At 44.8% G+C, this 23,253-nt stretch carries 18 protein-coding genes; 1 reads left to right on the forward strand and 17 read right to left on the reverse strand.

Features of this window, described 5'->3' with window-relative positions; translation table 11 throughout:
* Positions 1 to 4: 4 nt before the first annotated feature.
* The 3 genes from IEV98_RS00350 to IEV98_RS00360 form a co-directional block, all read right to left on the reverse strand.
* Positions 5 to 985, reverse strand: coding sequence for a 3-hydroxyacyl-CoA dehydrogenase family protein (locus IEV98_RS00350; protein WP_188503963.1), 981 nt, complete (start codon positions 983 to 985; stop codon positions 5 to 7).
* A gap of 77 nt (positions 986 to 1,062) precedes the next feature.
* Positions 1,063 to 1,836 (reverse strand): 3-hydroxybutyrate dehydrogenase, encoded by a 774-nt coding sequence (locus tag IEV98_RS00355; RefSeq protein WP_188503964.1) that lies wholly within the window; start codon positions 1,834 to 1,836, stop codon positions 1,063 to 1,065.
* A 312-nt stretch (positions 1,837 to 2,148) separates the two neighbouring features.
* Positions 2,149 to 3,342, reverse strand: a complete 1,194-nt coding sequence (locus IEV98_RS00360; protein ID WP_188503965.1) for a sialidase family protein — start codon at positions 3,340 to 3,342, stop codon at positions 2,149 to 2,151.
* Between the two features lie 370 nt (positions 3,343 to 3,712).
* Between IEV98_RS00360 and IEV98_RS00365 the strand changes: the two genes are divergently transcribed.
* The gene (locus IEV98_RS00365) at positions 3,713 to 4,588 is read left to right on the forward strand and encodes an AraC family transcriptional regulator (RefSeq protein ID WP_188503966.1); all 876 of its coding nucleotides are present in this window, start codon (positions 3,713 to 3,715) and stop codon (positions 4,586 to 4,588) included.
* A 239-nt stretch (positions 4,589 to 4,827) separates the two neighbouring features.
* Here the strand turns inward: IEV98_RS00365 and IEV98_RS00370 are convergent, their stop codons facing one another.
* The 14 genes from IEV98_RS00370 to IEV98_RS00435 are packed head-to-tail and all read right to left on the reverse strand — an operon-like array spanning position 4,828 to position 23,240.
* On the reverse strand, positions 4,828 to 5,604 hold the full coding sequence (locus tag IEV98_RS00370; protein ID WP_188503967.1) for an SDR family oxidoreductase: 777 nt from the start codon (positions 5,602 to 5,604) through the stop codon (positions 4,828 to 4,830).
* Positions 5,605 to 5,615: 11 nt separating this feature from the next.
* Positions 5,616 to 7,673, reverse strand: a complete 2,058-nt coding sequence (locus IEV98_RS00375; protein WP_188503968.1) for a family 20 glycosylhydrolase — start codon at positions 7,671 to 7,673, stop codon at positions 5,616 to 5,618.
* 27 nt (positions 7,674 to 7,700) lie between these two features.
* On the reverse strand, positions 7,701 to 8,978 hold the full coding sequence (gene gluP / locus IEV98_RS00380; RefSeq protein WP_188503969.1) for a glucose/galactose MFS transporter: 1,278 nt from the start codon (positions 8,976 to 8,978) through the stop codon (positions 7,701 to 7,703).
* Between the two features lie 11 nt (positions 8,979 to 8,989).
* Positions 8,990 to 10,150, reverse strand: a complete 1,161-nt coding sequence (locus IEV98_RS00385) for an SGNH/GDSL hydrolase family protein (protein WP_229738486.1) — start codon at positions 10,148 to 10,150, stop codon at positions 8,990 to 8,992.
* A 27-nt stretch (positions 10,151 to 10,177) separates the two neighbouring features.
* The gene (locus IEV98_RS00390; protein WP_188503971.1) at positions 10,178 to 11,095 is read right to left on the reverse strand and encodes a Gfo/Idh/MocA family protein; all 918 of its coding nucleotides are present in this window, start codon (positions 11,093 to 11,095) and stop codon (positions 10,178 to 10,180) included.
* A gap of 28 nt (positions 11,096 to 11,123) precedes the next feature.
* Positions 11,124 to 11,912, reverse strand: coding sequence for an SDR family oxidoreductase (locus IEV98_RS00395; RefSeq protein WP_188503972.1), 789 nt, complete (start codon positions 11,910 to 11,912; stop codon positions 11,124 to 11,126).
* Positions 11,913 to 11,924: 12 nt separating this feature from the next.
* Positions 11,925 to 12,878 (reverse strand): aldo/keto reductase, encoded by a 954-nt coding sequence (locus tag IEV98_RS00400; protein ID WP_229738487.1) that lies wholly within the window; start codon positions 12,876 to 12,878, stop codon positions 11,925 to 11,927.
* 3 nt (positions 12,879 to 12,881) lie between these two features.
* Positions 12,882 to 13,679 carry an HpcH/HpaI aldolase family protein gene (locus tag IEV98_RS00405; RefSeq protein ID WP_229738488.1) on the reverse strand — a complete coding sequence of 266 codons (798 nt, stop codon included), beginning with the start codon at positions 13,677 to 13,679 and terminating at the stop codon, positions 12,882 to 12,884.
* A 21-nt stretch (positions 13,680 to 13,700) separates the two neighbouring features.
* Positions 13,701 to 14,933, reverse strand: a complete 1,233-nt coding sequence (locus IEV98_RS00410) for an MFS transporter (RefSeq protein ID WP_188503973.1) — start codon at positions 14,931 to 14,933, stop codon at positions 13,701 to 13,703.
* Between the two features lie 50 nt (positions 14,934 to 14,983).
* The gene (locus IEV98_RS00415; protein WP_188503974.1) at positions 14,984 to 16,582 is read right to left on the reverse strand and encodes a hypothetical protein; all 1,599 of its coding nucleotides are present in this window, start codon (positions 16,580 to 16,582) and stop codon (positions 14,984 to 14,986) included.
* Between the two features lie 42 nt (positions 16,583 to 16,624).
* Positions 16,625 to 17,821, reverse strand: coding sequence for a sialidase family protein (locus IEV98_RS00420; protein WP_188503975.1), 1,197 nt, complete (start codon positions 17,819 to 17,821; stop codon positions 16,625 to 16,627).
* Between the two features lie 11 nt (positions 17,822 to 17,832).
* Entirely contained in the window at positions 17,833 to 18,561 is a 729-nt protein-coding gene (locus IEV98_RS24620; protein WP_188503976.1) for an LbetaH domain-containing protein, read from the reverse strand.
* Between the two features lie 4 nt (positions 18,562 to 18,565).
* The gene (locus tag IEV98_RS00430) at positions 18,566 to 20,041 is read right to left on the reverse strand and encodes a RagB/SusD family nutrient uptake outer membrane protein (RefSeq protein ID WP_188503977.1); all 1,476 of its coding nucleotides are present in this window, start codon (positions 20,039 to 20,041) and stop codon (positions 18,566 to 18,568) included.
* 22 nt (positions 20,042 to 20,063) lie between these two features.
* The gene (locus tag IEV98_RS00435; RefSeq protein ID WP_188503978.1) at positions 20,064 to 23,240 is read right to left on the reverse strand and encodes a SusC/RagA family TonB-linked outer membrane protein; all 3,177 of its coding nucleotides are present in this window, start codon (positions 23,238 to 23,240) and stop codon (positions 20,064 to 20,066) included.
* Positions 23,241 to 23,253 lie beyond the last annotated feature (13 nt).

The raw sequence follows: 23,253 nt of genomic DNA on the forward strand, positions 1-23,253 counted from the left end.
CTGTTTATTTTTTTGCCGATTCTAATTTCTTTTTGACGACGTCAGCCGGGTATTTCAATGCCAGTTCCCGTATTTCGTAGCTGAAGGCGGCGAATGTTTCTTCCCACATCCGGGCTTCTTCCGGCGTATAGTCATAAAAACCTTTCTCGTTGGCGACGCCTCTGCTACCTTTTTCCATGAGATCTTTCATCAGTTCTGGCACCTCTGTGAGATTGCTAAGTGTCGGAAACAAATCCTTCATGACGTTGCCATAGGCGTCAACGCCGGTGAGATCCATCCATCGAAATACACCCACCAAGGTCATCCAATACCCCGGATTATTGCGGCAGGCACGGTCTACATCCTCGATGGTAGCATAGCCGTTTTCCACGAGAAAAAAAGCCTCGCGATACATCGCGTACATCAGTCGATTCGTGATGAATCCACGGATGTCTTTCCGAACCAAGGTTGGCTCCTTGTTCCAACAGTGTGCCAGCTCGTAGAGGTATTCACCTCGGGAGACATCACTCTCGTCGCCACAAATAATTTCGAGAAAACGGGTCGTATGTGATGGTTCAGCCCAATGCAAACCTAAAAAACGCTGTGGCACACTCGTCAGCTTTTGCAAATCGCTGATGGGAATGGCCGATGTATTACTGGCAAGGATAGCGTCCTTAGCAATATACCGTTCAACTTTTTCATACACACTTCGTTTAATAGCTTCATTTTCCAGGGTACATTCGATTACCAATCGGCAACTCGCCAAACACCCATAGTCTTCCGTGATCATCAGGCTTTTTAAGTACACTTCAGCCTTTTCCTTGCAAATACCTTCCTGATAGGAGCGTTCCAAATGTTTTCTGATTCGTTCTGCAGCATTTTTCAAATCTAAGGGAATGGGGGCTACCGCGTTTACGGGATGTCCCGCCATCAGAAGGCACGCCGAGATGCTTGTACCCATTAGGCCCAATCCAACGACTCCAACTTCTATTTCGCTCGTATTCATAAGATCGTTAAGTTTAAACAGGTAGCACAATACTACTACTTTTCTGACGAATCACCCACGAAAATACGCAACCTATTTTACTGGGCTGTATATCCGCCGTCAATCACTACGGCCTGACCGGTGATTCCCTTCGCCTGATCACCGGCTAAAAAGACCACATAATCTGCAACTTCACGAACATCAAGCAAACGCCGTTGCGGGACCATCGGGTAGATAACTTCTTCCAAGACACGTTCGAGATCGACATTCCGCTGCTTGGCGATATCGCCTAATTGATTTCGAACTAAAGGGGTGTCTACATATCCCGGGCAAACTGCGTTTGCGGTTATACCGTGGGATGCGCCTTCCAACGCCGTAACTTTTGTAAGCCCGATGACACCATGCTTGGCGCTATTGTACGCCGCCTTTCCGGCAAACCCTACCAGCCCATTAATAGATGCCATATTAATAATCCGACCAAAACCTTGTGCTTTCATGATTGGAAATGCATGTTTAATCGCATAAAATGGCGCCGTCAACATGATCTTAATCAGCAGTTCGAACTTTTCTGAAGGAAAGGCTTCGATCGCCGATACATGCTGCATACCGGCATTATTCACCAAAATATCCAATCGGCCGAATCGATCGGTCGTCTCTTGGATCGTAGCCGAGAGATTCGTTTCGGCGGTCACGTCGCACGCTATACCGAGTGCATTGAAACCCCGATCATTCAATCGGGCAGCTTCCGCAGCGGCCTGTGCGCCATTGAGGTCGGCCAGACATACGGTAGCTCCAGCTTCGGCTAGTGCATTGCTGATCGCTAATCCAATCCCGCTGGCTCCGCCTGTGATTATTGCAACTTTACCTTTCATTCTCCTTGGCTTTAATTACGCATCTAATCCACCATCCATCAGGATGTTCTCGCCGTTGATATACGTTTCATCGTTACCCATACCTGAGGCAGCGATGGCCCCATAAATACCAGATCTCCTTCGTCAAAATAGCCAATGTGATTGCCTACCATGCGTCTGCCTGTACTCTGGGTTATAAGTACCAGTTCATACTCGGGATGATAGTGCCCTTGGTAATGAAAAAATCGTTCCCTTTCTTGAAAAACAATGAAAGATTTATCATAACCTTAAATCGCTGTTCGATAATCTTCATATTCCCATCCTTTAGGTAGCCTAGTCTATTTCCAGCAGGGTGCCGGCAATAAACCTCGTACCATTGTTGTGATTGAGGTAGTACGTGACCAGAACATGTTTGTTGTCAATTTGTACAGACCAAGGATAGCCAATATCTACACTCCCACCATCTTCCCTTAATATGATCTCAGGTGCCGTCATAAAGTCTGTGCATTCGGCATTGAGCACGCGGGCACGTATGCCATAAGGCTTATGCCGATAACCGTAAACCAACAAAACCCGATCATCCGGCAGCTTCAATGCTTGCAGCGGATGCCCCTTAAAACCCATGTTTTCCCATTTTCCAAACGTCCTACCTCCATCCGATGAGCGCGTAATGCACGTATAGTCATCAAGGTTAGCCGTTCGGTGAAAAACGACCAAGTCACCTTTTGGTGTTTCATATATGGAAGCTTCATTGAAGGCCACTTTATCATCCCTGGCAACGGTAGCCGCATAAGACCAGGTAAGCCCTTTATCGTCAGACATCAACAAGTAATTAGATGTCTTCCATGGAGAATTGGAGTCTGTTGCCGCCACTACCCAGAAGACGCGACCATCTTTCCCTTCAAAAAGCGCTCCCCGGTTGTATGCCGGCAGGGGGTTTCTAAACACATCATGATTGATTTCATTCGGGATATGCGGGGGATCAATGGGGCCTTGCCAGCTTTTTCCATCATCTTCTGATCGAAGGACATAGCCACCCAAAAAAACGGCTCCGCCAGCATAAAAGAAGGGCTTCTTTAAGGAATCCAACGCTTCCTCCCTAACGGGTGCCCAACCGTAGCTCGTGCAGAGCAGTGTACCGTCGCTTAATTTCAGTAAACAAGGATCTTGTGACCCACCAAAGGGATGCGCGTAAATCAGTTCCGGCTCGGCTGTCCAGGTTATCCCGTCTTCTGAACGAACCGCAACCAAGTAGCTGTTCGGATCGATGTGGTTGTACCCCGGCTCGCCGTAGTTTCTACGTTCGGGAGCACGGCGAAAAGCCAGTAAAAACGTGCCGTTCCGCATTTGAACTACAGAAGGAAATGTGGCATAGAATTTTGGATCTTCATAGATAACGATGTCCTTTACTTTGCGGATTCCAGCTGCATGACTTCCGTTTGCATTGCCCAGTTGACCAAAAACTACGATGCCTTTGAAAAAGAAAACAATGAAAACAATATACGGTAATATAATTCTAAAAGGCATCTTGGTTATTTAATCAATGATTCAAAAGTAAAAAAAATATGGTTCGATTGAAACTTTCTCTCGCGGCACTGATGTTATTCAAGCTCCAGCACCAAATCTTCAATATACAACAGTGGCTCCAGTGTCAAGAATTACGTGCTTCAAGATTCACACGGCTGAAATCACAGTTGTTTCTATTTTCATTGTCTCGATGATAAAATTGGCTCTTTGGGTAGGGACATGCCTGATTGGCTACTCATGGTAGCGACAATCACTATAGCTATTACAATTTTATGCATTGTTGATACGATTTTACGGCGTATGCGCTTTTCATTTGGATTATCGCCCCCTTAGGTGTAATTTAGCACCACTAACTTTATTGATCCGCATTATGAAAGCTGTAGAATACCGTCTGCCCAAGGAGTTTGACAAATCGTTTATTGTATTTACAGAGCGTGGCACCTATTTTCCCTGTCCTTGGCATTACCATCCAGAATACGAATTTGTATTGGTAAATAGGAGTACCGGCAGGCGCATGGTGGGTGACCATATCGGTTATTTTGATGAAGGCGACCTGGTGTTTATGGGTCCGGCGCTTCCTCACGTATGGGTCAACGATGCGGCTTATGTACAAGGCCAAGCCAAGGAAGAAGCCAGTGCGGTGGTCGTCCATTTCGTAGAAGATTTCCTGGGCAAGAACTTTCTCAGCCTTCCGGAATTGGAACCGTTAAAAAAAGTACTTGATTTGTCAAAACGAGGGTTGGTCATTACCGGAAAAACCAAGAAAGAGATCAATCGACGGATCAATGGCATGATCGGCGAAAGCGGATTGAGGCGACTTTCTTCGCTTTTTACCATATTTGACATCCTCACCCATAGTTCGGAATACCAGCCACTGGCCAGCCCTAGTTATATGCAACATACACAAGGCTATTATTCGGATCGGTTCAGCAAGATCACCGATTATATTCTACGGAATTTCCAACACGAAATATCACTCAATGAAGTCGCATCCGAGGCTAACATGGCCACGACCACGTTCTGCAACTTTTTCAAAGAACACTACCGGATGACGTTTGTGGAATACCTCAACACTATCCGTATTGGCCATGTATGCAAATTATTGGCTGATAGCGATGAAAACGTGGTGAACATCGCTTATGAATGTGGGTTTAACAATTTGGCTAATTTCAATAGGCAGTTCAAGCGGCTGAAGGGGATGTCACCGAGTGAATACCGAAAAACCCTGGAGTTGCAATCGGCATAAGTCAACAAGCATTAAACCCCGATTAACTCCGGGGTTTTTGGATGGGTGGTAAATGCCGCACCCGTAGAAACGGTTTTTAGTGGCTGGTTTCGGGATTGTGTTAGTATTTTACCATGGTCGGTAGCGCTTTGGAGAAAAATAAAACAAGGAAGAAAACAACAAAAAAAAGCCGCTTGAGGCAACAGTATATCTATTCATAGGGATAAACATGGGATTTTTTTCATTAATCACCGCGGTGATCAAGCATTCAACCCACCGTCCATTAAAATATTCTCTCCGTTGATGTAAGCACCCGCTTCCGAGGCGAGTAGCACAACCAGCCCTTTGATATCATCAGGGTTGGCCATCCGACCCATGGGAACTTTCTTACAATAGTTTTTTAGAAATTGTTCGGGTTGATTATTGAATAGACCGCCCGGGCTGATGCAGTTGAAGCGAACATTTTTTCCCGCATGTATCCTTGCCATGTAACGTGTCAGGTTGATGAGGCCTGCATTGTGAAAGAAATAATCCGGGGGTGGATCGCCCATTTCGGTACCTTCATAATTGGACAAATCCGGGCCTTTCATCCCCATCATTGAGGCGATGTTGATAACACTCCCCCCCCCTGATCTAGCAATTAAACTGGTCATTTCGCGAAGCAAGTGGAACATCCCTGTGGCATTGTCCTGCATGGATTCGGCGAACTGTTCCAATGGAGCGTCGTACCCAACCATAGGACGTGAAACCGCATTATTAATAAAACCGTCGAGCTTGCCGAATCGCTCAGTGATTTCCATTTTTAAGGCATACACTGTAACTGGTCGAGCTTGATCTACGGTAATCGCATGGACGTCAAAACCTCTGGATCGAAATGTTTCGGCTGTTGCTTCAGCGCTCTCCAACCGTCGCGACGTCGTGATTACCGTAGCATCGGCTTCCCCCAAACCTTCCAAAATGCATTGACCATACTTCCCCGAACCACCGGTAACGAGAATGACCTTATCTTTTAAGCTGAGTAGTTCCTTTACGTTCATAATCTTATCCGCTAGTCCATATCAAGCAATTCAGACAAAGGGGGAAGCCTTTCATCGCCGGGAATCTCCACCAATGTCTTTAAACGATTTTGAATCCGGAACCAAAAATCAAGCTCTCGGTCAAATTTGGACATCGGAATTCCCAACCGATAGGTGGTATATTCGTTTAACCAAGCCTCCCGGAACATTTCTTTCGTCTCGACAATGACATCAAACATATCTACTGTCAGTGATGAGAAAAATGCGGTTGCTTCTGCCAGCACCCTCCTGAATTCTGTAGGATCTCTTTTTTCTTGATACTTTTCGTGGATGTCACTAATCCTCCCAGCAAAAAGATACCTCATCGTTAGCATATCCAGTTCTCTTGCTCCCGTGAGCATAGCAAATAGCGTTGTAGAATCTACTTGATGTGGCAGCGCTTGTCTCAAAAGAATTTGTGCTTCTTCACTAGCCAGTCTTGCCGATTTGAGTTTATCTTTATGGTTTCGTACTATTTCAAGTGACTTTTCCGAAAATGGATTATCCCATAGCGCATTTGTGGTTGATCCCAGTGCGCTTCTTGTTAATCTATCTGCTTTCGACAACTCCAAATGAGCTTGCTTGACAATATCGGATAAAACAGCAGGGTATAAAATAGTTGTATACCTATTAAAAAAATCACTTTCACCTATCTCCACATTATTCCAAGCAACCGATGAACCGTATGCCATATCTGGCCGAGAAGAGCGCATCAATACCTGCGAATCATCCGTCCAACCAGAATTAATAAATCCTCGTGCTCCATACTTCATCCCTTCATTCAACAATAAGCGGTGATTACGAAATGAAACACTTGTCGCGGGATACAAAAACTTCCAATTCAACGTGGCTGATTGGACGAATATGGGTACCTCGAACTGTTTAAATGGTTCCAAAAATTCACGATACGCTTCTTCTTTTAATGGGCTGTAGTGCCAAGCCACCAAGATGTTATTACTAAGTTTATTTGAAATTGCATTTGGGTACTTCTGAAGCATATCTGCATACAGCATTACCTTTTTACCTTTCGCTTCAACCATACTTGCTGTCCGCTCCAACATCTTCAAATAAACATCTTCGACGGTACTTCCTACCCTTTTTGCTTCCAACTCGATCAACCAAGTTTCGTCAAACCCAATATGAAAAAAAGGACTCGGAAAAAGCTCAGCAAACTGCTTTACCCAATCCGATACGATAGCGTTAACGCGAGGGTCTGTGGCACTGAACTCTCTTCCGTAAGGGGTTGCAGCGAGGTCCGCATAGTGTTCATATTTAAAAAAATCATGAAGATGACCGTACAAATTCAGATTAGGGACGATATCGATATGACGCTCCTCGGCGTAAGCAATAATGTCCTCCATTTGCTCTGTCGAAAAACGAGCATTCGGAATCAACAAGGGGTAACCTTCTAGTTCAATATTTGTTTCAGAATAGAAATAATATTGATTAGTTTTCCATAATGCCAAAAAATCCAACTGCCGCTTTATCTCATCAACTGTTGGAAACTGCATATGTGTCATGTCCATCATAAACCCCCGATACGCCATTATAGGCCAATCTTCAACGGTAGCGACAGGGAAATAGGCCAATTCGTCTTCACCCACTACCATCTGCCGAAGTGTTTGTACAGCATAATACAATCCTGTTGATGATTTTGCAGTTATCAAAATCCCCGTTGGCGTGATAGCTATTTGGTATGCTTCTCTCGAGTCTCGCCCTACTTTCTCGTCTAACTGGGGCGTAGACGGAGCGTCCGCGAGCTTTTTGAAGATAAGATTTGCAGAGGAAATTGACTTTTCATTTAATGCTATTTCAACACCGCATTCCTCACGGATCATGCGAATAAGTTCATTAGCTGTAAAGATATCTTCCTCCGATGGGGATTTTTCAAAGCCTATCGACAGTTGTGAGATTGACAATGTCCCCTCACCGAACTGAATATACTGGGGAACGGGAAGAATAGGATTCTTATCACTCGCCACCGCCTGATTTCCAACGGAAAGCACTGATAGGGTAAATAATACTAAAAATCGATTTTTAACGTGTTTCATAAGAAATATATTTCACCTAACGATCTACTATCTATTTCGTGACCAACTGGTATACTTATGGCCCCATACCGCATAAAACAATAAAATAAGATAACAAGGCACCAATAACAATACCGATACTTGAGGATAAGTTGTGTTCACATCAATCAATCTGCCAAAAATCAGTGGGAAGATGCCCCCGCCTACCACTGCCATTAACAAGATAGCTGAGCCGATTTTGGTATACCTCCCTAGACCCCGCAACGATAAGCCCCATATCAACCCCCAAAGCATGGCTGCACCAAAAGCAGTGAAGATAAGTAGGTAGATTGAAACAACACCCTCCGTATAAAATGAAGCCAAACTCAGAATAAGTCCTAATACTGCACACAGCAACATTCCTCCTTGTTGGGTCAAATATTTCGGAATCAAAACAACACTAGCAATATATCCAAGTAACATCGCATACAATGAATACTGGATATAGACTCGTCCTTCTTCGATAGGTATGCCCAAGGCACGGCTATAAATAATGATTCCGTCAATAGGTAAGCCTTCGCAAGCGGTAGATACAAAAAGGCAGAGTACACCCAACAACAAATGAGGATATTGGAAAACAGTTGATTTTTGCGACCCGATATTCGACAATTCTTTTGTTTGCTCACTATCTGACTCGTTCACCTCAGGCAGACGTGAAAAATATACCAGTACCGCCAGCAATAGGAGCACCGACGTGATAATTATATATGGCTTCACCACCTTTAGCACATAGTCATCTAGTATGGCAGTTACGGCCCCAGCATCTGCGCCTTCGATCTGTGTGATAATACTGTCTGCGTCCAATAAAAATACAGACCCTAACAACGTGATGCAAATTATACCAGCTAATTTATTTGCTAACCCCATAAAACCAATACGTTGTGCCGTACTTTCGATTGGGCCGATAACGGCTACATACGGGTTTACCGCCGCCTGCAACAATGTGGTACCGCTACCGGTCACAAATAATCCGATTAGAAATAATGGAAAAGCACGCAAATAGGCCGCAGGTATAAATATCAGCGTACCTACAGCCATGATAACAAGCCCTAACGCCATCCCCTTCTTGTAACCTGCCCATTGAAGTATTTTCGCAGAAGGTAACGAAAATGTAAAATATGCAATATAAATAGCGAAAGCAACAAGCGAAGCCTCCACATTACTCAGTTGCAAACAAATCTGAAAATACGGAATCAATATGCCACTTATCCATGTCAAAAAGCCGAACACAAAAAACAATGATGCTATAACAGCCAGTGGATAATAATAAGAACGCGATTTGCTCATGATTCTACTTACTATGATTTTGGCTTAAGGTACGTGTCTCCAATTTCTTCAAATATTGTTCTGATTATACCCTCGTAACCAGTGGCATAATTTCTCATTCCATAATCTGTCGGGTGGGTGCCATCCACCGTACATTCCTGACAAATTCCAAGTGCAGATTTAGTCAGCATATAGACGCGAGACGCGCCCTCATTTTCCAGGTCGTGCACAACGCGCTCCAGCACGTTATTCACTCGATCCACCCGCCGCTTTTCTTCAACATTATAGATCTCGTCTGCCAGCCCCGGATGCTGCGTAAACAAAATAGGCGTTTCGGCATGGGCCTCACGTAGCTTCCTATATGCATTCCTAATACGCTGTTCGATGATTGTATCCGGAAAATTAACCTCATTTAACATATTCCCCATGCAATCAACAACATAAAGGTCCGCATCTATTTCCTCCACCAAATCTATAAGCTCGGATTCTATACGACCGTTATCGGAAAACCCTAAATTAATAATCGGCTTATCGATAGCGCGTTGCAATACAGATGTCCAAGCTAAACCAGGTCTGGAAACACAAGCTCCTTGCGTTTTTGATGTACCGTAAACCACAATAGGTTTACTGGCCGACTTATCTACACCTACTACACGTGCGTGCTGATTTAAGCCAATCTCCAACCATTTCACGGTGTTATACAGCGGTAGGTAAAGCCGGTAATGTCTGAGCCTATTTTTAACAGTGGGTATTCCTTCCAAATTCGAATACTGAAATCTGATAGTATCCTGAAAAGCATACTTCGATCTACACCATATCGGATTCATCAGATCATCAAAAGCGTATAAATCTACGCCACTCACGCCGGTAGCCGCCATATGATACATATATAATCTGCCTTCAACTTGGTACCGAACTTCGATTTGGGCAGCGTCTGTATAAAACTCTATACAAACACCAGAAGAATTACGAGAGAGGTTCCATACGCCCGGTCTTACAGTACGTTGGGCTTTTGCTGGCAGCCGGTCAAAAGGGTTCGCCAGCTGGTCATTATTCCATCCTTGTCCAGAAATCAAAAACGCGCCATCAGTGATAGGGTTATACCACCGTAAATCTGCCTTCGATTCCTGAGCGTTCAGATCCGAATAGCAAAACCATATCGCAAACAAAAAAATCATACGAGCCGATTTCATCACTGTAAACACATTCTACTACTTTAACTACAAGTTGATTTTAATCCCACACTGTGCCTTGCTCTCCAATGCCCCTATAACAACCCGAATTATTTGTGCTGTCTTATTAAAAGGAATACGTGGACTTCCCTGATTTACTGAACGGACAAACTCACTAATCGTGTCCCGAAACATCGCATATGAATTGCGGATATCAACAATCCGCCAGTCCGATTTTCCGAAAAACGTCAATTGGAAAGTAGGGGCAATATCCTTAAATAAATGAACACTTGCTACAATGCCGCTTCTAAATTTAACCAAAACAACATCCCTATCGGGTTCCCCTACATATTGTACGCTTTCGGGTTCTGGGTCGTCTAAAATCGTAAAAAGGGCCTCTACCATGTGTACCCCATACTTAGTCCAGTCTTTCTTACCCACCACTGTTACAAGCTTAATATCTCCCAGTTGAGGAAGTTCGGCTTTAATCGTCCGGCATTCTGGAGCGTACCGCATGGAAGAACATGACATGATAAACTTACCCGCCTCAACCTGATGGGCAAACCACTCATAATCATCATGCGAAACAGCTAACGGCTTATCTATGAATAACGGAATCCCCGCTTTAACAAACGGCTTTGCCATCTCGACATGGAACTCTGGATCATCCCTAGCAAGGATAACAGCATCGACTTTCTCCAATAGGTCTTCGATATCTTTTACGACATGTGGAATACCTGCTGACCGTGCGATGCTTAACGAAATCGCCTTCTCCTGACACCATACATGGCTAACAGTTGCTCCATCAATACCTAACGTATCACGGTTTATTTCCAAATAATTGGCCACTGCCGGATAACCCGCTTTACAGATTTCGGATGAATCAAATTGACCGTTAACAATACTTGACCACGAATAAGGATGAGCATTCCCTTCACTCATCCCGATAATTCCTATTTTGACCACAAAACTATACTTTAATCGAATTTTTGACTTACCAGCACGTCCATCCGCCGTCCACCTGGATATTCTGTCCGGTCACGTAACTGGCTGCTTCTGACATCAAGAAAGCAACAATACCCGCTATTTCTCCGCTTTGACCTACCCTCCCCATTGGACTCTTTTCGGCCAATCGCCGAACAAAATCGGGATGCTGTGTTTGAACCTGTGGATTAGGGAAAGGACCGGGCGATACACAGTTGCATCGAACGTTATCGCGCCCCCAATGAACGCTAAGGTATCGAGCCATTTGGATAACGGCAGCTTTTTCCATTCCATATTCTATTGGGTTCTTAGTCATCGGTTCTTCATAAACCGAGGGATAGGGAGTCACTATCCCGTACATGCTCGCAAACAACACAATACTACCTTTTCCAACTTCTGCCATGTGTCGGCCAACTTCTCTTGTCAACAAAAACGTACTGGCCAAACCGTCTTGATGAACCGACAATAAATCCGCCTCGTCGAGCATTTCCATAATCTTGCTAGTCGAAGAAAATGTCAAATCAACCAGGCCAAATGGCACTCCTTGTTGTCCGATTTGCTCCTGAACTACTTCCTTGACCTTCGAAGTATCGGATTTGTCTAACGACAACGGAACTACCCCTGCTCCATCTTCCAGTTCATTTACAAACTTATGAGCACGTGTACCTCGATCAATACAAATGACCTTAGCGCCCATCACAGACAACAACTTGACTACCGCTCCACCTAAGTAACCTGCACCACCAAACACCCAGATATCTTTGCCCGCTAAAGTAAAAATTTCCTTTGCTAAATGCATTTGAGTCTATATTTACAACCAACCATTTTTATCCCACTGCGCTAAATTCAGGAATTCCTGATTCGGATAAGCCATCCCCTGCAATGTTGCAAACAAGGCCTCCCCTATGCAATTACCTTCGACTGTTACCACCGCATCCTTCAGGTACTGCAGCTTATCGATACCTATTAATGCGGAAGACACAGCATCATAGGCCAATGCAAATTGAGTGGCCAGTTTCGATAAGCCAGGATACTCCTTCCCGACGAGCAATCGATACCGATTGATATGCGCTTCGACATCTGCCAAAGCAGGGTGTGATTGCTGCATCCGATCCGTTAGCATGCCGCGCATAAGTACCGAACGGATAATAACACCAACACCTTGGCGGTAAGCCTCATCAAAATACTGCCCGTGCCTTTGATCCATCAGGTTAAATGGTAGCTGTATCGCATCCCAAAGTCCAGTCGCTATGGCCCGCTGCGTTTCTTCTGTCTTGTAGACCGAAACACCGATGGCCCTTACCAGTCCCAGTACTTTCAATTTTGAAAATACGGCGGCTACCTCTTCATTCTCCAAAATACCGGCATCCGCATAATGTACCATATACAGGTCGAGGTAATCGGTTTGCAGGGCCACCAAGCTTTCGTCGAGAGACCTGCGTATAAAATCGTACAAGGCACGACCAGTAGGTATCGTGCCATCGGAGGTTCGAAGGTGTCGACATTTACTGGCGAGTACCACCTGTTGGCGTTTTTCCCTGAACGCCCGTCCCATGATCCGCTCGCTTTCGCCATAATGCCTTGCGGTGTCAAAGAGATTTATCCCCTCGTCAATGGCACGATGTAGTAGGCGAATCGCATCTTCCTCGACAAGCATATCGGATTCATCCTTAACGCCGATACCATAGGGCATGCCAATCTCCACACCGCCGAAGGAGATTTCAGACACCGACAAACCTGTGTTTCCAAGTTTCTTATACCGCATATACTATGATTGCTCCAGATAAGATTTACCGGTCTCGCCTGTTTTGCCGAATGTCTTTACAATGTCCTGGCAGTAGTTCTTCAGCCCAACCACATCAGCGCCAACACTCACAAAATGATAACCCATATCCAGTAGTTCTTGAAGGTTAGCGACAGACCCTACCGTGGCGGCAAACTTGCCGTATTTGTTGGCCACCTCGGCCACGCGTATTCGCGTTTCAATCAATAGTGGGTGGTCCCACTGGCCTGGCACACCGATACCTTGACTGAAATCGCCCGGGCCGAAAAAGAGCATATCGAAACCGTCTAACTGGGCGATTCCTTCCAATTCGGCTAATGGTTCGGGGTCCTCGATTTGCAAAGCGATGAATCGTTCCCGGTTTGCCGACGTTAGGTATTCATTGAAATCAAGCATGGTATAAGAACCATCGGCATTTCCGCCATCTATCGGCCTACGTCCGATAGGATGGAACCGGGTCATATGAATGACTTTTTTTGCGTCTTCCAGCCCCATGATATGCGGCACCAAAATACCGGTAGCATCCATTTCCAGCGGTTTAATGTAATCACTATATGGCCCCCTAGGCACCCGCACCATCAAGTCGACGCCGTGGGCTTTCGTTGCCCACACATGAGCATTGATAATTGACCAGTCCTGCCCAATGTGTTCCAAGTCAACCCATATACAGTCAAAACCTGACAAAGCGGCTATTTCCACTACCTGAGCATCCTTGAGATTCACTTTAAAGCAACTCGCTATTTGCCCATCGCGCAATCGCTGAAGTACTTTACTCGTTCTCACTTCCTACTATTCATTTCAACATTAATAATTTACCACCTTTTTCTTCGGCTTTAACCAGAACAATAACAACGCACAAATAACCATGGTAAAAGCAGCGACCTGAAAAATCAAGCTAAGGTTAACTTGTTCATCCCGAAGCGCACCTGCCGCATAGATACCTATCCCGCCAATCACACAGCTAAAAAGATTCAGTATCCCATATCCAGTGGCGAGGTAACGCTTATCGGCTATCATATCCAAAATGGGCATCATATTCGCATCGATGAAAGGGCGTGTAAACGCATACACTGTAAATCCCATCACGGTAATCAACAGGAAATCGGTATAACTGGCTACAAAAACCCCCGGTACGGCGATAAGGAAACCGATAGCAGGCAGCAATACGCGTGCCCTGCTGTTCGTCCTTGACCACCAATCGGCAATGGCGCCGCCTGATATTACGCCCAACAGCATCGCCGTGAAAAAGTATGCGGTAGCATATACCCCCGCTTCCGTTTGCGACAAATCGAAATGCTCTTGATAATACGTAGGCAACCAGCCATTGATCATCCAACTAATGGATCCAGCCAAGCCCCACACGATTAATACCAAAATGAAAGACTGGTTGCCGAATAACACCTTTAACCCCTTCCAAAAGTCTAGCTTTTCTTGCTTATTAACCGTCGAGTTTTGTACGGGTTTGTCCGCTCGGTCTTTCAACAAGAATATCAACACCAACGCATAAACAATCCCAATGATTCCAAAAATGCTGAACGCGTAGTTCCAACTGTGGCTTTCGGCCAACCACCCCCCAATAAAACCCAAACTTTGACCGACGTAGATGCCCCCGATATGCAAGCCGGTGGCCGTGGACTTCGTTTTCCCTTGATGGTAGTCAACAATAAGTGCAAGCGCTGCCGGAATGTAACACGCCTCACTGAATCCCATCAATGCCCTTATGATCAACAGCTCTTCAAATGAGGAGGCTAACGAGGTAAGCCAAGTAAGCAACGACCAAATGAAGAGGCTCAATATAATGACTCTGCTTCTATTAAAGCGATCTGCTAAATAACCGGCAACCGGACTAAAAAACCCATATAGCCACAGAAACGCTGATGTAAGCAAACCGAATTGTGCATCTGTCATTGGGATCGCCTCCACAATGCTGCCGCGCATGGTGGTGATAATCATGCGATCGAGGTAATTCAATGCGCCCACGACACATAGCAGCGCTACCAACAACCAAGGATAATACTTGCCGTTCTTAACGTTCATAATTTGAGGCCTACTCGCAATTCCATTAGACGAACGAGAGAAGCTCTTGATTAACGTGCGAACTCATTCAAAACACGTATAGCAACTGCAGCTGCTTCATCTGCTCCGGGGGCACGATATGGAGGGAAAAATCCCGGGCCAGAATAGGATCGCTTAGGTATAAAAGATCTTTCCTCGTCCGCCGTTTGACCCTCATCATCGCTACTATTTAAATGCATATACCGAAATGCTCCAGACATATATTCTCGATCATCTACAGCTGAAGCATCAGGTATATAGCCGAATCTGCCATCGGTATAACCACAAGCTAAAACACAAGGCAGCACCGTTTCTTCTTTGATCTTTAGCCCTGTTTTTACAAAAGGCTCAAACGGCAAACCAGTAAAACCTACGTCGCCAAATCGTGCCACGACTATTTGCATCGGCATACTGCGTGGTATCATATGCAATCTATTTTCTTCGTATTGTGTTAACGCCCATTCATACCAGGGCCGAACTAAGCTTACAAGACGTCCCCGGTAACTTGGACTCAACGCCTTTGGAAAATTCATACCTACACATGATAATGTGTTTTCATCTCCCTTGTTTGCTCGACGCACAAAATCATCGATCTCCTTAAGATCAGCCAATAACGTTTGCTTATCAGGCAAATGATCCAGGGGTATATGAACAGACTGCCGCTGCCAGGTCAATCCGCTTCTAACCGAAGGTTTTGCTTTTTTTGCAGCCACGATAAACGTTTCGCCTAACAATTTACCCAGTTCTTTCGCTTGTTCCATGGTACCCGTCAACATATGTTTTGAATTAATATCACCGCCAGGTCCTTGCAGGAATGCCACGGGGATGCCGCCAAAATATGCGGAGAGCATATCATTGGCATCCTGGGGAAACTGACCGTAACTAATGAGGTTCTCTGGGTTGTAGGCAGCAACAGGATGTCCGGTAAAAAACGTAAATGCTGCAAACACCTTGTTATCGTCAATGGACCTGAATAGCACTACCGTTGCATCCGGATCTATTAAACCGCGATATCCCTCTCCTAAAGCCAATCGATCTTCTTCCCTTATGAAATAAGATTTGCCCGTTACAAAATCACGCCCCCTCCTGTTGTATGTTATCCTGTTTTCCTCGGCCTTTCCCCATTCAATAGTAGCCGGCTGCAATCTGCTAACCAAATCGCTGGCGGATTTCTGTAACTTCATTAAAAAATCGTTTGCCAACAACATCGATTTATAAGCTGCGGAATCATTGGGTGTCGGCACATTGTCACCATCCAAATGGAGATAAGGATTGGTATGGCTGTGAGAAGTTGTTGTAACTATTGCCGAAGGTGATATTTCTAATATCGTTGAAAGTACGCTGACTATTGTATCGTGCAAAGGCCCCCGTTCAATATCCAAAGGTGAAGTAAAGAAACAGAGCTTATTTTCATGCTCTTCTAAAAGTACCATGGTGCTCTTAATATCACCATAAACTGCGGAAATCAATGCCCCCGTCCTTGAATGTTCACTCAGCGCCCCCACTTCGGGCTGAATGGAAAAGGTACTCGCTGCCACATTCAAATGTGGAGATTTATTACTGGAAAAACTGACATTTGCAGCACATAACAACCATGCCGTACCCAGTGAAAATTTTGAAAAAATATTCATGTTTTGTGAAAAATATTAATTACCATTCAATTAAAAAAACCGTTACTGAACCTCCAAAATGGAACCACCGATATACCTAATCCCGTTTTTGTTATTAAAATAATAGACTACAAGCACGTTATTCCCATCCAACATAACAGACCATGGATAACCTAAATCTGGAGTTCCGCCATCGTCGCGGATGACAAATTCCTCGGATTCCATATAATCGGTACATTCAGCATCCAAGACCCTTGCCCTGATACCATACGGTTTGTGCCGATAGCCATAAACGAGCAGAACCCGGTTATCCGGAAGCCTAAGCGCTTGGAGCGGGTGCCCCTTAAACCCCATTGAGGTCCAACTTCCAAAAGATTTTCCACCATCTTCTGATACGGCCATACATGCTTGGTCTGCATGATTACTGGTTCTCATAAACGCCACGATTCTTCCAGTCGGCGTTTCATACAAAGAGGTCTCGTTAAATACAATCTTTTCGTCCGAAGCAATCTCGCTCTGATAATCCCATGTCTCCCCACCGTCATCGGATGCCAATAAATGTACTGAATTTGGGCTGTCGATGTCGGGTACTTTTCCGGTAACCGCCCAGAACATACGCCCGCTTTTATGTTCCAATAGTGCCCCACGATTGTAGGCAGGCAGCGGCTTACCTGTCGGAGTTAACCGAGGTTCTAAGGGAATGGTCGGCGGATCATTCAGCTGTACCCAATGATCACCTCCGTCGTATGATTTGGTAATATACCCTCCTGAAAGTGCATGATCATCCCTAAAGGAATTCTTGTCAAACCAAGGCATACGTAGCGTATCTCCCCCCACATAAGACCACAAAAAACTGGCACATAAGATACTTCCATCACTTAACGGCAGTAAGCAAGGGTCTTGGGAGCCACCAAAGGGATGAGCAAAAAGCAACTTTGGCTTTTCGGACCACGTTGCTCCGCCATCTATTGATCGTACACTGACCAGACAAGCGTTTGGATCAATATGAATATTGGATTTCCTTCCATATAAAACCCGATTCGGCGCCCTTCTAAATGCAATAAACAGCTCCCCATTTTTCTTTCTAATGACAGAAGGAAAACTGGAGTAAAATGCGGTGTCCTTATAAATAACAAAATCTTTTAATTTGGTTAGTACCGAGCGAGAATTATCCTGAGCCGGAGTGATACCTCCTCCTAGCAAAAGGAAAACTACGATAGCCCGAAGAATGGCACTAAAAAATACACCCTTACTATACATGATTATCACGATTACTTTGTATTTATATCCCTCGTATTATCCGAGTCACTAAGCCAGTCTTCCTTCCCAAAAAAATCTTCTATTCTCCAAGAATCGTCATCCCGATAACCATTCCATAAATCCAATCCACAAAAAATCTGGACGGGGTCATTACGTTTGCCAAACCGAGCGGGCAGGGACTTATTCACACCCGGACAACCATATACCAAGGAATTTGACGGGACGTCTCTGATAACCGTAGTACCTGAGGCAACGAATACATTATCGCCAATCACGACACCAGGGTTAATCGTAACTCCACCTCCGATCACTACGTTGTTTCCAACTTTTGGACCAGAAATACCTAGCTTGCGCATGGGAAACAACGCATTTAAAAAATGTGTTCCGGGCCCAATAAACACCATGTTTCCGATAACCGTTTGGCTGGGAATGTACACATTGGCCATAATTTTGACCCCCTTTCCAATAATCACCTTCCCTTCCAATGTACATCCATGCAAAATAACGACCCGATCGCCAATTATACATTGAGCACGAATCGTAACGTTGTGCCCACACGTAAAATAGTTGCCAATCTCAGTATCCGAATAAATAACGGCACCACTGTGAATTAGTGGATAATCACCGAGCCGCAATGGTTCTTTCCAGTTCGTATATTTGTACCCCAACATCACGTTAGGCTCAATATGGGCCTGATTACCCACCGTACAATTGCGCATATTTGGTGCATTAGCTTCCATATGGCTACTCATATCCATCCACCTGTGTGACCAATGGTTCCAGATTCAATACGGAGGTAGGAATAGGGAAATAAAGCAAATGCCGTTGGCTTTCCTTCCCTTGGAGTGAAGGAACCAGTTCAAAAGCTTTGTCAAACCGCACCAAATCCCACCAACGCTTAGCTTCAAAACAAAGTTCCAACAAACGCTCTTTTAAGATTGCTTCATCATTTTCGGCTTGACTGCCGGTTACAAATTTATATTCATCGAAATGTTCTCCAAACGCCCGTTCGCGAACCGAATTAATCTCCTCCGATGGATCTTGGTTGAGAAGGTTTTTGGCCTCAGCAGCCATCAACAAGACGTCCGATAAACGGTATAATATAACGTCATCCAAAAAGTACCTTACGCCCCCTTCTTCAAAACCTTTTCCTTTTAATGGGAAACTCGCATGGAACTTCTCCGTTCCATCCACCGTAGTGTATAACTCATGAAACGTCGCATCCCGTCGTTGGTCATCCGCCTCGAATTGCCCTCGCAAAATCGCTGATGGAGAAAGAATTAAGTTACCGCCTGGCGTACCGATTATTTCTCTAGACTCCTGACTTGGATTACCCGCCAGCGCAAAAGAAGGCATATACATTTGGTTAAAGTAGTTATTCGACGCTTCGTCTTGAAAAAATCGAATTGCCATCAGGACTTCCTTGTTGCCTTTATTCGCATATTTGAATATATCTGAATAATCCGAAAGGAGCTGAACATCAGACTGACGAGCTTCAGTCGCAGCTGCTAACGCCTGTGTCGCATCATTTTCTCCTCCTCCCAAGCGTTTAGCAGTCCACAAATACACATCTGCTTTTAGCGCATTTACCGCAGGTTTAGACCACAAGTGTCGTCCGTCAGGGAACGAATTATCGGTAAACAACCCCAAAGCCGTTTCAATATCGGACTTTATCAAAGAGAATACCTCTTGCTCAGAAGACTTCGGCAAATAAATCATAGCCGGATCCGCGTTTTCCGTTGGTAGAATCCGCAATGGAACCTCACCCCAAGTACGCACCATAATGAAATAACTGTATGCACGCATCGCATATGCCTGTGCCAACAGATTGCTTTTCGTTGACTCATTGACAAACTGCACATTTTCTATGTGTTCAAAAATGAGGTTACACGTGTTAATTACCTTGTACAACGTTGTCCAACCGGGCCCGGGAAGACTATAGGCATCTAAGAGGTTTCGGTGATACCGCTCATGTGTATCCCCAACTAAACCATCAGATTGAACAGATTCACTACGCGCTTCACCAACCAACAATAAACCTAACTCAGCAAACCCCCTCAACTGATCATACATCCCCATTGTGGCTGAAGTGGCATCATCCTCTGTTTGCCAAAAGGAAGCATTACTAATGTTGCTAATTGGGGCAATGTTCAAATGTTTATCACAAGAACAAATAGCGAAAACTAACAAAAGCGAATATTTAAAAAAGCTATTTTTCATTTTTGATTCTATTTTCCGTTAGTTAAAGTGTTATTTTCAAACCCATAATAAAATTCCGGGGGATGGGGTAGCGTCCATTATCCTGGCCGCCCTCTTCCGGATTCACGCCTTTGTACTTGGTGAAATAATGAAGATTGTTGCCCGTAACATAAATACGCACATTATTGATGTTAATACGGTTTAATGCAATTCTTCCAATATTATAATTTAGGGTAACCTCTCTGATGTTCAAAAAATCACCTTTTTCGTAATATCTTGAGTATATTGCCAACCAGGGTCCCTGTGGAATATAAACGGGCATATGCGTTATATCGCCTTGTTGCTTCCATGAGTGGGCCGCCATTTCCTTAGACGTATTCACATCGCCCTGCCCGTTTCGGTCAAAAAAAAGCTGGGGATAATTGTAAATCGTGTGACCCGTGGTATAGTCTAATCTTAAGTAAAACTCGAAATTTTTATACGCAACGGTACTTGAGAATCCGCCATTCCAAACGGGATAAGGATTGCCCATGTATACTTGATCGTATGCATCGATAAGCCCATTGCCGTCTACATCTAAAAGCTCGATATATCCACCATAACTTGTTTTGTCGTTGCCTGTGATAAACGTATTCACAGGCCCCAGTGCCGCTTCTTCATCTGTTGGATATATGCTCACTTGCTTATGTGAATAGAAATCTCCTATCCTCCCTCCCTCCTGAAGCCCCCCAAACCATCCGTAGTCACCTTTCTCAGGATCCCAAATATTCACGCCCCCAACCCGGTTATTTTCGATGCCGTTTTCGGGAAGCTTTAATATCTTGTGCTTCGTTTTGGACGCTAAAAAGGATGCCCGCCATTTAACTTCGCTGTTAACTGGTAAAATATCAGCGGAAAGTTCTAATTCGATTCCCCTGTTTTCTAAACTCCCAAAATTGGTGGCAATGCTTGTAAAGCCAGTAGAGGGAGGAAGGGTGAGGTTCGTAATTAAGTTATCGGTGATGCGCCGGTAGATATCAGCAATTAACGTGATCCGGTCATTAAACAAACCTAAATCTATTCCGCCATTGAGCGTCTTAGATCGCTCCCACTGTAACTCATTATTTGCCAATACCGTATTCTGAATGCTGGGCTGACCTCCGTACCTACCCTGCACGGCGTAAACGCCTTGGGCTTGGTACCAGCCCAATCCGCTGATATTGCCATTGACCCCATAACTCCCACGCAATTTCAACCGGAGTAAGTCCGCTAACGATGAGGATTTCCAAAATTCCTCGTTGTGCATATTCCACCCCACAGAGATACCCGGGAAAAAGCCCCATCGATTGTCCGTTCCTAAGTTTGATGCACCATCGTACCTTGCGTTGAGTGTGATGAGGTATTTATTGTCAAAATCATAGTTCAAACTACCGAAATAACTGAGCATAAGGAACTCCGTAATGGTGCCACTAACCGCCTGTGGCGTGGCGGAAGCATTTAACGTCGGTATCAAATCAGTAGCCGCATCCCGACCGGTCGCACTCATCCCACTTCTATTCTCATTAAAATAGGAAAACCCTGCGGTAACATCAAAATTATGAGCAAGAAAGCCTTTATTATACTGCAACAACAAATCAGCCTGCCGCACGGTGGATTTTGAATAAATTCCCGTAGCAGTCCTCGTATTTACGAGCCTTGTTGGCCCGTCCCAATAAGCTGGGATAAAGGAATACGCTTCGTCCGATGTTCGAAACAAGGAAAGCCGGGGCCTAAAGTTGAGGCCGTCAATGATCTTCCAATCCGCACCGGCTGAGACGCTCAGTTTTTCATTGGTGTTTTGGTTGAAATCATTATTCATGTAGTAAGCCATGTTCCCAATAGTACGTCCTTGCCCCGGCGCCAACGTACCATCCTCAAACGTATACTTGGTTGTGGGAGGTAGCCCAACAGACCTGTAAAAAATAGCGGTGTAGTTATAAGGAGCATTATCTGATGAATTGGTGTACATACTATTCGCATGAAACTTAAGCCGATCTGACAAGGAGATTTCACCCCCTAAATTCAAGCTAAGCCGATCGTATTCGGTGGTTATTACCGCGCCCTCATTTTGCAAATAGCCAATACTGGCGTTAAATTTAGCTGATTCACTTCCGCCCATTAAAGAAACGTGGTGGTTTGCGGTCTGGGCAGTCCTGTATAACACATCCTGGAAGTCAGTTTCTTTAAAAATGATCGTTTTAGACGGGTCGGTTGGATCAACCATGCTTTGCCAACCCTCATTCAGCTTGTGCCGATTTTCGTCAGTTAGGTACTGTGGGGTGAATGCTGTATTTTTCGTTAAGTCGTTGCCCGTACCATAACCATTGGGCAATGCCAGTTTGGCGCTTGAGTTTGGCGTATATTTATCCTTGAGTATCAAGCCGGTTCTATTCAAGCTAATGTACTCTTCCGCAGATGCAAACTCGTACAATTTGGATGGATTTGAGATCGTATGACTGTAATTATAACTCACATTTACACTACCCGCTTTCGCTTTGACCGTCTCTACGATCACTACACCATTGGATCCACGAGCCCCGTATATAGCCGTCGATGCCGCATCCTTCAACACATTGATAGAGGCAATGTCTTGCGCATTAACATCAGTCAAACTTGAACGGATAACGCCATCGACGATATATAGTGGCTGGGCACCACCGGGGTTATTAATCGATGTACCACCTCGGACGATGACTTTGGGTGCCGCCCCCGGCTGCCCGTGCGTTGTCTGCACTTGTACCCCGGATACGGCACCTTGCAATGCAGAAGCAGCGTTCGAAAATGGCACATTCTCCAGAACCTTGGTATCTATTTTGGAGATTGCGGTCGTGGTTTTATCCCGTGACTGTGTACTATATCCGACCACTAAAACTTCATCCAGCTTTTGCTCTAGGTAATCCAATACAACGCGTAGGTCATCTTTCCCTTCTGTATCAACCTCTTTTGAATCCATTCCGGTATACGAAAAAACCAACCACCGATTACCACCCTGCTTTATAATGGAGAAATTGCCATTTGCATCTGAGAGGGTTGAAGCGTTAGCATTTTTCCATTTCACCGTAACACCTGACAACGCAGCGCCATCCTTGCCAATCACATTGCCTTTAATCGTTGTTTGAGCAAACGATCGAGTGGAAAAAAATGTAAGTGCAGTAATAAGAAGCGCAATTACATGTAGCGGGCCCAATCTGTTTTTAACCATGCAGATATCCTTT

Origin of the sequence: Parapedobacter pyrenivorans (assembly GCF_014636865.1) — a bacterium.
Classification (GTDB): domain Bacteria; phylum Bacteroidota; class Bacteroidia; order Sphingobacteriales; family Sphingobacteriaceae; genus Parapedobacter; species Parapedobacter pyrenivorans.

Excerpts from the sequence above, each read along its gene's own strand:
- IEV98_RS00415 (WP_188503974.1), bottom strand. The coding sequence starts at position 16,582 with ATGAATATTTTTTCAAAATTTTCACTGGGTACGGCATGGTTGTTATGT.
- IEV98_RS00420 (WP_188503975.1), bottom strand. The coding sequence starts at position 17,821 with ATGTATAGTAAGGGTGTATTTTTTAGTGCCATTCTTCGGGCTATCGTA.
- IEV98_RS00400 (WP_229738487.1), bottom strand. The coding sequence starts at position 12,878 with ATGCGGTATAAGAAACTTGGAAACACAGGTTTGTCGGTGTCTGAAATC.
- gluP (WP_188503969.1), bottom strand. The coding sequence starts at position 8,978 with ATGAGCAAATCGCGTTCTTATTATTATCCACTGGCTGTTATAGCATCA.
- IEV98_RS00395 (WP_188503972.1), bottom strand. The coding sequence starts at position 11,912 with ATGCATTTAGCAAAGGAAATTTTTACTTTAGCGGGCAAAGATATCTGG.
- IEV98_RS00365 (WP_188503966.1), top strand. The coding sequence starts at position 3,713 with ATGAAAGCTGTAGAATACCGTCTGCCCAAGGAGTTTGACAAATCGTTT.
- IEV98_RS00350 (WP_188503963.1), bottom strand. The coding sequence starts at position 985 with ATGAATACGAGCGAAATAGAAGTTGGAGTCGTTGGATTGGGCCTAATG.
- IEV98_RS00355 (WP_188503964.1), bottom strand. The coding sequence starts at position 1,836 with ATGAAAGGTAAAGTTGCAATAATCACAGGCGGAGCCAGCGGGATTGGA.
- IEV98_RS00385 (WP_229738486.1), bottom strand. The coding sequence starts at position 10,150 with ATGAAATCGGCTCGTATGATTTTTTTGTTTGCGATATGGTTTTGCTAT.
- IEV98_RS00375 (WP_188503968.1), bottom strand. The coding sequence starts at position 7,673 with ATGAAACACGTTAAAAATCGATTTTTAGTATTATTTACCCTATCAGTG.
- IEV98_RS00370 (WP_188503967.1), bottom strand. The coding sequence starts at position 5,604 with ATGAACGTAAAGGAACTACTCAGCTTAAAAGATAAGGTCATTCTCGTT.
- IEV98_RS00360 (WP_188503965.1), bottom strand. The coding sequence starts at position 3,342 with ATGCCTTTTAGAATTATATTACCGTATATTGTTTTCATTGTTTTCTTT.
- IEV98_RS00410 (WP_188503973.1), bottom strand. The coding sequence starts at position 14,933 with ATGAACGTTAAGAACGGCAAGTATTATCCTTGGTTGTTGGTAGCGCTG.
- IEV98_RS00435 (WP_188503978.1), bottom strand. The coding sequence starts at position 23,240 with ATGGTTAAAAACAGATTGGGCCCGCTACATGTAATTGCGCTTCTTATT.
- IEV98_RS24620 (WP_188503976.1), bottom strand. The coding sequence starts at position 18,561 with ATGGAAGCTAATGCACCAAATATGCGCAATTGTACGGTGGGTAATCAG.
- IEV98_RS00430 (WP_188503977.1), bottom strand. The coding sequence starts at position 20,041 with ATGAAAAATAGCTTTTTTAAATATTCGCTTTTGTTAGTTTTCGCTATT.